We start from the raw sequence: 7,098 nt of genomic DNA on the forward strand, positions 1-7,098 counted from the left end.
GGAGGTGTAATCTTGAAAAAATATGATTTAATTTATTATTGGCAAAATTATTTAACGAATCAAGATAATATAGATATTAAGCCTGATTCCTATGTATTAAAGTTTGCTTTGGTAAATTCTTATAGTAGAGATTTTTTTTGTAATTGGTATTCTTTTAAATCTCCTCAAGAGCTTATAGGATTTATTAGATTTGTTGTAATACCATCAACATATATAACAAAATCTTTTGGAAGAGAGGAGAATACAATATTTTTAGATGCATTAGATGATTATGAAACCATAGACCTTATTGAAGAAAATGAGAATTCTGATAAATATAATATTTTAAAAGAAATAAATTATGATTATGAAATGGTTAAAAGCTTGAAAAGTAATTTTACATTAGAGAAGTTGAAAAAATTTATTAATATAACAAATGCTAGGGCCAATGCAACATTTGGAATATTTAGCAAACTTGAATTTTTTAGAAATGTAAATGAAATAGGAAAAGAACTTGTAAAAGAGTTTGAGGATGATAATATGCTTGATGAATTAGAAAGTCATATGGATTTAAATAAAAATCAAATACTAGCATTATTTGATGGTATAGATAAAAATCCTTTTATGCTAAAAAGATTAGGAACTTATTTAAGTAATACTTTAGAATTTTAAATAAGAAATATAAATTTATAAAAATAAATCTTGAGAAAAGTGCTATAAATATTTAGTTGGTACTACAATCAAGGTTTATTTTTTTATTTAGTTATAAAAATTAGTATAAGGGTTTAAAATTATATTTTAGGAAATAATTAAGTTATAAATATTATGGTAATTTCATATGAGGTATTAACAAGAATAAAATTAGATGGTATATTAATAGATGTTAAATTATAAGAAATTGTATTTTAAATAGATGCGTAAAGAAAAAAATGAAAGATGTGATGAGATGAACAATAAATTTTTACCTATAAGCAAAGCAGATATGGAAGAGAGAGGTTGGGAACTATGTGACTTCATAATTGTAACAGGAGATGCATATGTTGACCACCATAGTTTTGGTACTGCAGTAATATCTAGGGTATTGGAGAACGCTGGATACAAAGTTGGTATTATAGCTCAACCTGATTGGCATAATACAGATGATTTTATGAAACTTGGAAGACCTAGATTAGCCTTTTTAGTTAATGCAGGAAATATGGATTCTATGGTTAATCATTATACTGTAAGTAAAAGATTAAGAGAGAAGGATCTATATTCTCCAGGTGGGAAAATGGGACTTAGACCAGATAGAGCTACTATAGTATATTGTAATAAAATTAGAGAAGCATATAAAAATATTAATATTTGTATTGGTGGAGTTGAAGCTAGTCTTAGAAGATTTGCACATTATGATTATTGGGCAGATAAGGTTAGAAAATCAATATTAACTGATAGTGGAGCGGATCTTTTAATATATGGAATGAGTGAAAAACAGATAGTAGAAGTTGCTCATTATTTAAATGAAGGATTTGATGCTAAATATATAAGACATGTACCAGGAACATGTTACTTAGCAGATAGTTTAGATGAAGTTTATGAAGAACATATAGTTATTCCATCTTATAAAGAAGTTTCTACTGATAAAATTAAATATTGTGAAGCATTTAAGATTACATATCAAGAACAAGATCCAATAAGAGGAAGAACTATAGTACAAGATCAAGGAGATAAATTCTTAGTAGTAAATAAACCAGAAGTAATTTTAAACAGAGAAGAATTAGATGCAGTTTATGACTTACCATTTACAAAGGAGTATCATCCAAGTTATGAACCAATGGGAGGAATTCCTGCATTAGAAGAGGTTAAGTTTAGTATAGTAGGATCAAGAGGTTGTTTTGGTAACTGTTCTTTCTGTGCAATAACATTCCATCAAGGTAGAGCAGTTCAAAGTAGAAGTAAAGAATCTATAGTTAAAGAAGCAAAAGAAATGACTGAAATGAAGGACTTTAAAGGTTATATTCATGATGTTGGTGGCCCTACAGCAAACTTTAGAAAACCTGCATGTAAGCACCAATTAACTATAGGTGCATGTAAGACTAAGCAATGTCTAAGCCCTGGTGTGTGCAAAAATATGGAAGTAGACCATAAAGAGTTTATAGATGTATTAAGAAGTGTAAGAAGCTTGCCTAAAATAAAAAAGGTATTTGTACGTTCAGGTATAAGATATGATTATGTAATGGCTGATAAGGATGATACATTCTTTAAAGAGTTAGTAGAACATCATGTAAGTGGTCAATTAAAAGTTGCACCGGAGCATGTGTCTGAAAAAGTATTAAAGCATATGGGTAAACCGGCCGGAAGAACATATGAAGATTTTAGACAAAAATTCTTTAGAATTACAGAAAAACTTGGTAAAAAGCAATATATTATACCATATTTAATGTCAAGTCATCCTGGAAGTACTTTAAAAGAAGCAATAGAACTTGCTGAATATTTAAGAGATATAAAATATCAGCCGGAGCAAGTACAAGATTTTTATCCAACGCCAGGCACATTATCAACGACAATTTTTTATACAGGTTTAGATCCAATCACAATGAAGCCTGTATATGTGCCTAAGAGTAAAGAAGAGAAGGCTATGCAAAGAGCACTTTTACAGTTTAGTAATCCAAAAAATTATAACATAGTTTATGATGCATTGATGAAAGCTGGAAGAGAAGACTTAATTGGAAATGGACCTAAGTGTTTAATAAAGTCAAAGGAACAAAGATATAAAGAAGCACATGGATTAGTTAGACCAAAATCTAAAGGAAATTCAAAAAGCAAAAGCTCTTCAAGAAAAAATGGAAAGCAAATGGATAAAAATTCCTCAAATAGAGGAAAAAATAATAATTCAAAGAAAAATAGAGATTCTAAAAATACTAGAAATAGTAGAAGTGGAAAAGGAAAAAATAGTAGAACACGTTAATAAAGAAGGTATAGTAATTTTTTTACTATACCTTCTTTATTATAAATATTTTTATATTTACGTAAGAGAGCATTTTTTGCAAATATTAATAGTATTTCCGTTATCGTCTTTTTTGCTCCAAACTAATTTAACTCTTTTTCTGCCACAAATAGGACAAGTCCCTCTCCAATTAGGAAGTGTTTTAATGTATTTTCCACGTTTTTGTTTACTCATTTTTTATCTCTCCTTTCATTATGTTACATTATATTAGCAAAAAAAAATTTTATTACTCAAAGTTTAATAAATTTAATGTAAGTTCTTGAAATTAATAACTCGAATAAGTTTTTTAAAAAGCCATAAAATAATAGTATCAAAAGATAAAAGGAGGTCTAAAATGAAAAAGCTAGATACACTTTTAAGTAGAGATGTGGCCAAAAAAATGATTATTGACGGAGAGTCTTGGGAAAAAATAATGGAGACTACTCATTTGAGATTAAAGGATTTAAAGCGTATACAAAGAGATGAAATAGACCCTAAATTTTAATTAATTTTATATAGGAAATAAGGAGATAATATGAAGAATAAAAGAGAATACACTAAAGAAAACTACTTAAGAAATGGAACAAAATCTCAAAATAATAATCCTAAAAATAAATATGTAACAACTATAGAAGAACCTGCACTTAATGAAAGTGGTATCGAGGCTAAGAAAAAAGGATTTTAAAAGTAAAATATAAAAAGCTAAGTTTATAGGCAATATGAAATATATTATTTTTATTACAATGGTATATTTTATATTGCTTTTTAATATTTTAAAAATGAAGATATATTTAAAATTTATTCATTAAATTTCTTTGATAATAGTATATAGTAAAAATTATTATTTAAATTCTATTATGTAAATAGAGTCTAAATAATAAAATATAAAAAAATAATCTAACACAAAGGGGAGAGAATTTATGAGCTTAATGGTTTTTGCACCAGTAGGAGCAAGCTTAGCGTTGATTTTTGCTGCGTTCTACACCTACACAATATTTAAAGTTGATGAAGGGACAGACAGGATGAAGTATATTGCTGAAAGCATAAGAAAAGGAGCTAATGCATTTTTAAAGCGCCAATATAAAGGTGTTGGAATATTTTTTATAATTATGTTTATTATTTTATTTATATTAGCTCAATTTAATTTTGTGAGTATTTTTATGCCATTTGCTTTTTTAACGGGAGGAATTTTTTCAGGTTTAAGCGGATATTTAGGTATGAAAATTGCTACAAATTCTAATAGTAGAACTGCAAATGCATGTACTAAGAGTTTAAACAGTGGTTTAAGGGTAGCTTTCTCAAGTGGAACAGTTATGGGACTAGTTGTTGTAGGACTAGCTTTAACAGATTTAAGTATTTGGTATTTTATTTTAAATTGGTATTATGGAGCAATGCCTATAGATGAAAGAATTACAATAATAACAACTACTATGGTTACCTTTAGTATGGGTGCATCATCTATGGCTCTTTTTGCAAGAGTTGGTGGTGGTATATTTACTAAAGCGGCTGATGTAGGTGCTGACTTAGTTGGAAAGGTTGAAATTGGTATTCCAGAAGATGATCCAAGAAATCCAGCTGTTATAGCAGATAATGTAGGTGACAATGTAGGTGATGTTGCTGGTATGGGTGCAGATCTTTATGAATCATATGTAGGTTCAATTTTATCTTCTTGTGCATTAGCAGTAGCTGCAGGTCTTTCAGTAAATGGTGCTGCAATTCCTATAATTATTGCTTCTATTGGAGTAATGGCTTCAATAGTTGGTAGTTTTTTTGTTAAATCTAAAGAGGATGTTTCACAGAAAGCATTATTAAGTGCTTTAAGAAGAGGAACATATTTTTCTGCAATTGTTATTGCTATAGCATCTTATTTTGTAGTAAATAATATTTTAGGTAGAGAAAATATTGGAGTTTATTTCTCGATTTTATGTGGACTTGTTGCTGGATTGTTAATTGGATTTTTTACTGAATATTATACTAGTGATAATTATAAGCCAACTAAGAGTATTGCTCAGTCATCAGAAACAGGACCTGCAACAGTAATAATTACTGGTTTATCAGTAGGAATGAAATCTACTGCAGCACCTGTAATTATTATAGGATGTTCTATATTAATTAGTTTTGTTGCTTCAGATGGATTTAACAATTTCAATATGGGGCTTTTTGGTATAGCAATATCTTCAGTTGGTATGTTATCTACTTTAGGTATAACTTTAGCTACTGATGCTTATGGACCAGTTGCTGATAATGCTGGCGGTATAGCAGAAATGGCAGGATTACCTTCAGAAGTAAGAGAGAGAACTGATGCATTAGATTCATTAGGTAATACAACAGCTGCAACTGGAAAGGGATTTGCAATTGGATCAGCTGCATTAACAGCATTAGCATTTATAGCAGCATATAAAAATTCAATTGAACAAATGGCAACAACTAATAATATAGCATTTAATTTTGATTTATCAATATTAAATCCTCAAGTTTTAATTGGTGCCTTTATCGGAGCTATGGTCACTTTTGCATTTTCATCTTGTACTATGAGTGCCGTTGGAAGAGCTGCTAGTAAAATAGTTGTTGAAGTAAGAAGACAATTTAAAGAAATAAAAGGCTTAATGGATGGAAAAGCAGAACCAGATTATGCTTCTTGTGTTGATATTTGTACAAAATCTTCACAAAAAGAATTACTTGTAATTGCATTAATAGCAATTATAAGTCCATTAGTTGTAGGAATAATTTTAGGTCCAAATGGTGTTGCAGGTTTACTTGCAGGAGCAACAATAAGTGGATTTGTTTTAGCCGTTATGATGTCAAACTCTGGTGGAGCTTGGGATAATGCTAAAAAACATATTGAAGCAGGTAATTTTGGAGGTAAAGGCTCAGAGTGTCACAAAGGTGCTGTTGTTGGAGATACTGTAGGTGATCCATTTAAAGATACTTCAGGACCAGCTATCAATATATTAATTAAGTTAATGTCTATAGTTTCAATAGTATTTGGCATGGTAATATTAACTTTCCATATTTTCTAAATTACAAAGACATTTAGAATTAAGAAATTAAGTTTTGAACTAGCGAAGTCCTGTTCAAAACTTAATTTTCTAATTAAAATATTATCTTAAATTAATAATGTACATCTATAAAATGAAACTTTATATTACTATTACTCGATCCTAAATCATAAGGTACGAGCATTCTATCGGTATTATGGCAAGTTACTAATGGATAACCTTTAGAATCTAAACCAGTAACGGTAGAAACGTGAGTTATTCTTCCTTTCTTTTCATAAGCTACAATATCTCCTGGTCTAAGATTAAATGCATCTTTATAGGTATCACAATAATAGCCTTTTGCTATATAGGTACCACGTCCGCTATTTATCAAATAATTTTTAAATCCTTGAGCATTAATCCATGCACTTGTAGCACTTTTATTACAATAATTCCAAACATTATTCTTTTTAAAGCCGCCACCTTCAAACATAATTTGAGAGGCGAAATTAGCACAATCACCACCATCTGGATTAAAATTTTTATATTCTTTATTATATTTAAATAAATGCTCCTCATTATCACTAATACCACAATATTCATGAGCATAGTCAATTGCTCTTTGAGTTCTTTCGTCTATTGTGAAATCAGGCTTTTTATGAGAAAGAATAGTACTTTTTATTTCAGTGCATTCTATATTATTAAGATCCAGAGAATCAGCTAAAGGATCAGTATACCATTCTTTTATAATTATATATTTATCATTATCTTTTTTTAGATTTATATAATGACAAGTTCCAAGTTTAAAGTAATTTTCGATATTAGGTTCATCTTCATAGCTGTAACAAAATTTTGTGCAAGCATAACAAATTATATTATATACATCTTTTTCAATCTCTTTTACTTTTGAAACTTTAATTATAGAGTTTATTTTTGTAAATGAAACACATTGTTTTTCACACCAATTAGTAAAATATTTTGTTTTAGTAACTTCATTTTCATAAGCCCATTTTCCAACATTCTTATCTAAATCATAAAATACTTTTAAGCCTTCACAATCTCTAGTTAATATTGCTGAATTTCTATATAAAAATATATTTTCTACTAAAGGTTGGAATTGTTGTTTTAATTCATCATTAGTATCAGTATCATTAGAAACATCAGTAATTTCTTGTT

7 protein-coding genes are annotated in these 7,098 nt (G+C 28.7%); 5 read left to right on the forward strand and 2 right to left on the reverse strand.

Annotation, left to right across the window (positions count from 1 at the left end; genetic code table 11):
• Nucleotides 1-12 precede the first annotated feature (12 nt).
• Both EJJ37_RS19265 and EJJ37_RS19270 read left to right on the forward strand, forming a co-directional pair.
• On the forward strand, nt 13-651 hold the full coding sequence (locus EJJ37_RS19265) for a hypothetical protein (RefSeq protein ID WP_133017066.1): 639 nt from the start codon (nt 13-15) through the stop codon (nt 649-651).
• A gap of 274 nt (nt 652-925) precedes the next feature.
• On the forward strand, nt 926-2,926 hold the full coding sequence (locus tag EJJ37_RS19270) for a YgiQ family radical SAM protein (protein ID WP_133017069.1): 2,001 nt from the start codon (nt 926-928) through the stop codon (nt 2,924-2,926).
• A 57-nt stretch (nt 2,927-2,983) separates the two neighbouring features.
• Here EJJ37_RS19270 and EJJ37_RS20540 read toward each other — a convergent pair whose 3' ends face one another.
• A complete protein-coding gene (locus EJJ37_RS20540; RefSeq protein ID WP_166484849.1) occupies nt 2,984-3,139 on the reverse strand; it encodes a hypothetical protein in 156 nt (51 codons plus the stop codon).
• A gap of 160 nt (nt 3,140-3,299) precedes the next feature.
• Between EJJ37_RS20540 and EJJ37_RS20545 the strand changes: the two genes are divergently transcribed.
• From EJJ37_RS20545 to EJJ37_RS19275, 3 genes are all read left to right on the forward strand, one after another.
• The gene (locus EJJ37_RS20545; RefSeq protein WP_166484850.1) at nt 3,300-3,449 is read left to right on the forward strand and encodes a hypothetical protein; all 150 of its coding nucleotides are present in this window, start codon (nt 3,300-3,302) and stop codon (nt 3,447-3,449) included.
• Nucleotides 3,450-3,479: 30 nt separating this feature from the next.
• Nucleotides 3,480-3,629 carry a hypothetical protein gene (locus EJJ37_RS20550; RefSeq protein ID WP_166484851.1) on the forward strand — a complete coding sequence of 50 codons (150 nt, stop codon included), beginning with the start codon at nt 3,480-3,482 and terminating at the stop codon, nt 3,627-3,629.
• A gap of 235 nt (nt 3,630-3,864) precedes the next feature.
• A complete protein-coding gene (locus tag EJJ37_RS19275) occupies nt 3,865-5,964 on the forward strand; it encodes a sodium-translocating pyrophosphatase (RefSeq protein WP_133017067.1) in 2,100 nt (699 codons plus the stop codon).
• A 91-nt stretch (nt 5,965-6,055) separates the two neighbouring features.
• Here EJJ37_RS19275 and EJJ37_RS19280 read toward each other — a convergent pair.
• A partial coding sequence (locus EJJ37_RS19280) for an amidase domain-containing protein (RefSeq protein WP_133017068.1) occupies nt 6,056-7,098 on the reverse strand: 1,043 nt, incomplete at its 5' end.

This window comes from Clostridium cuniculi, from assembly GCF_004353185.1.
Classification (GTDB): domain Bacteria; phylum Bacillota; class Clostridia; order Clostridiales; family Clostridiaceae; genus Clostridium; species Clostridium cuniculi.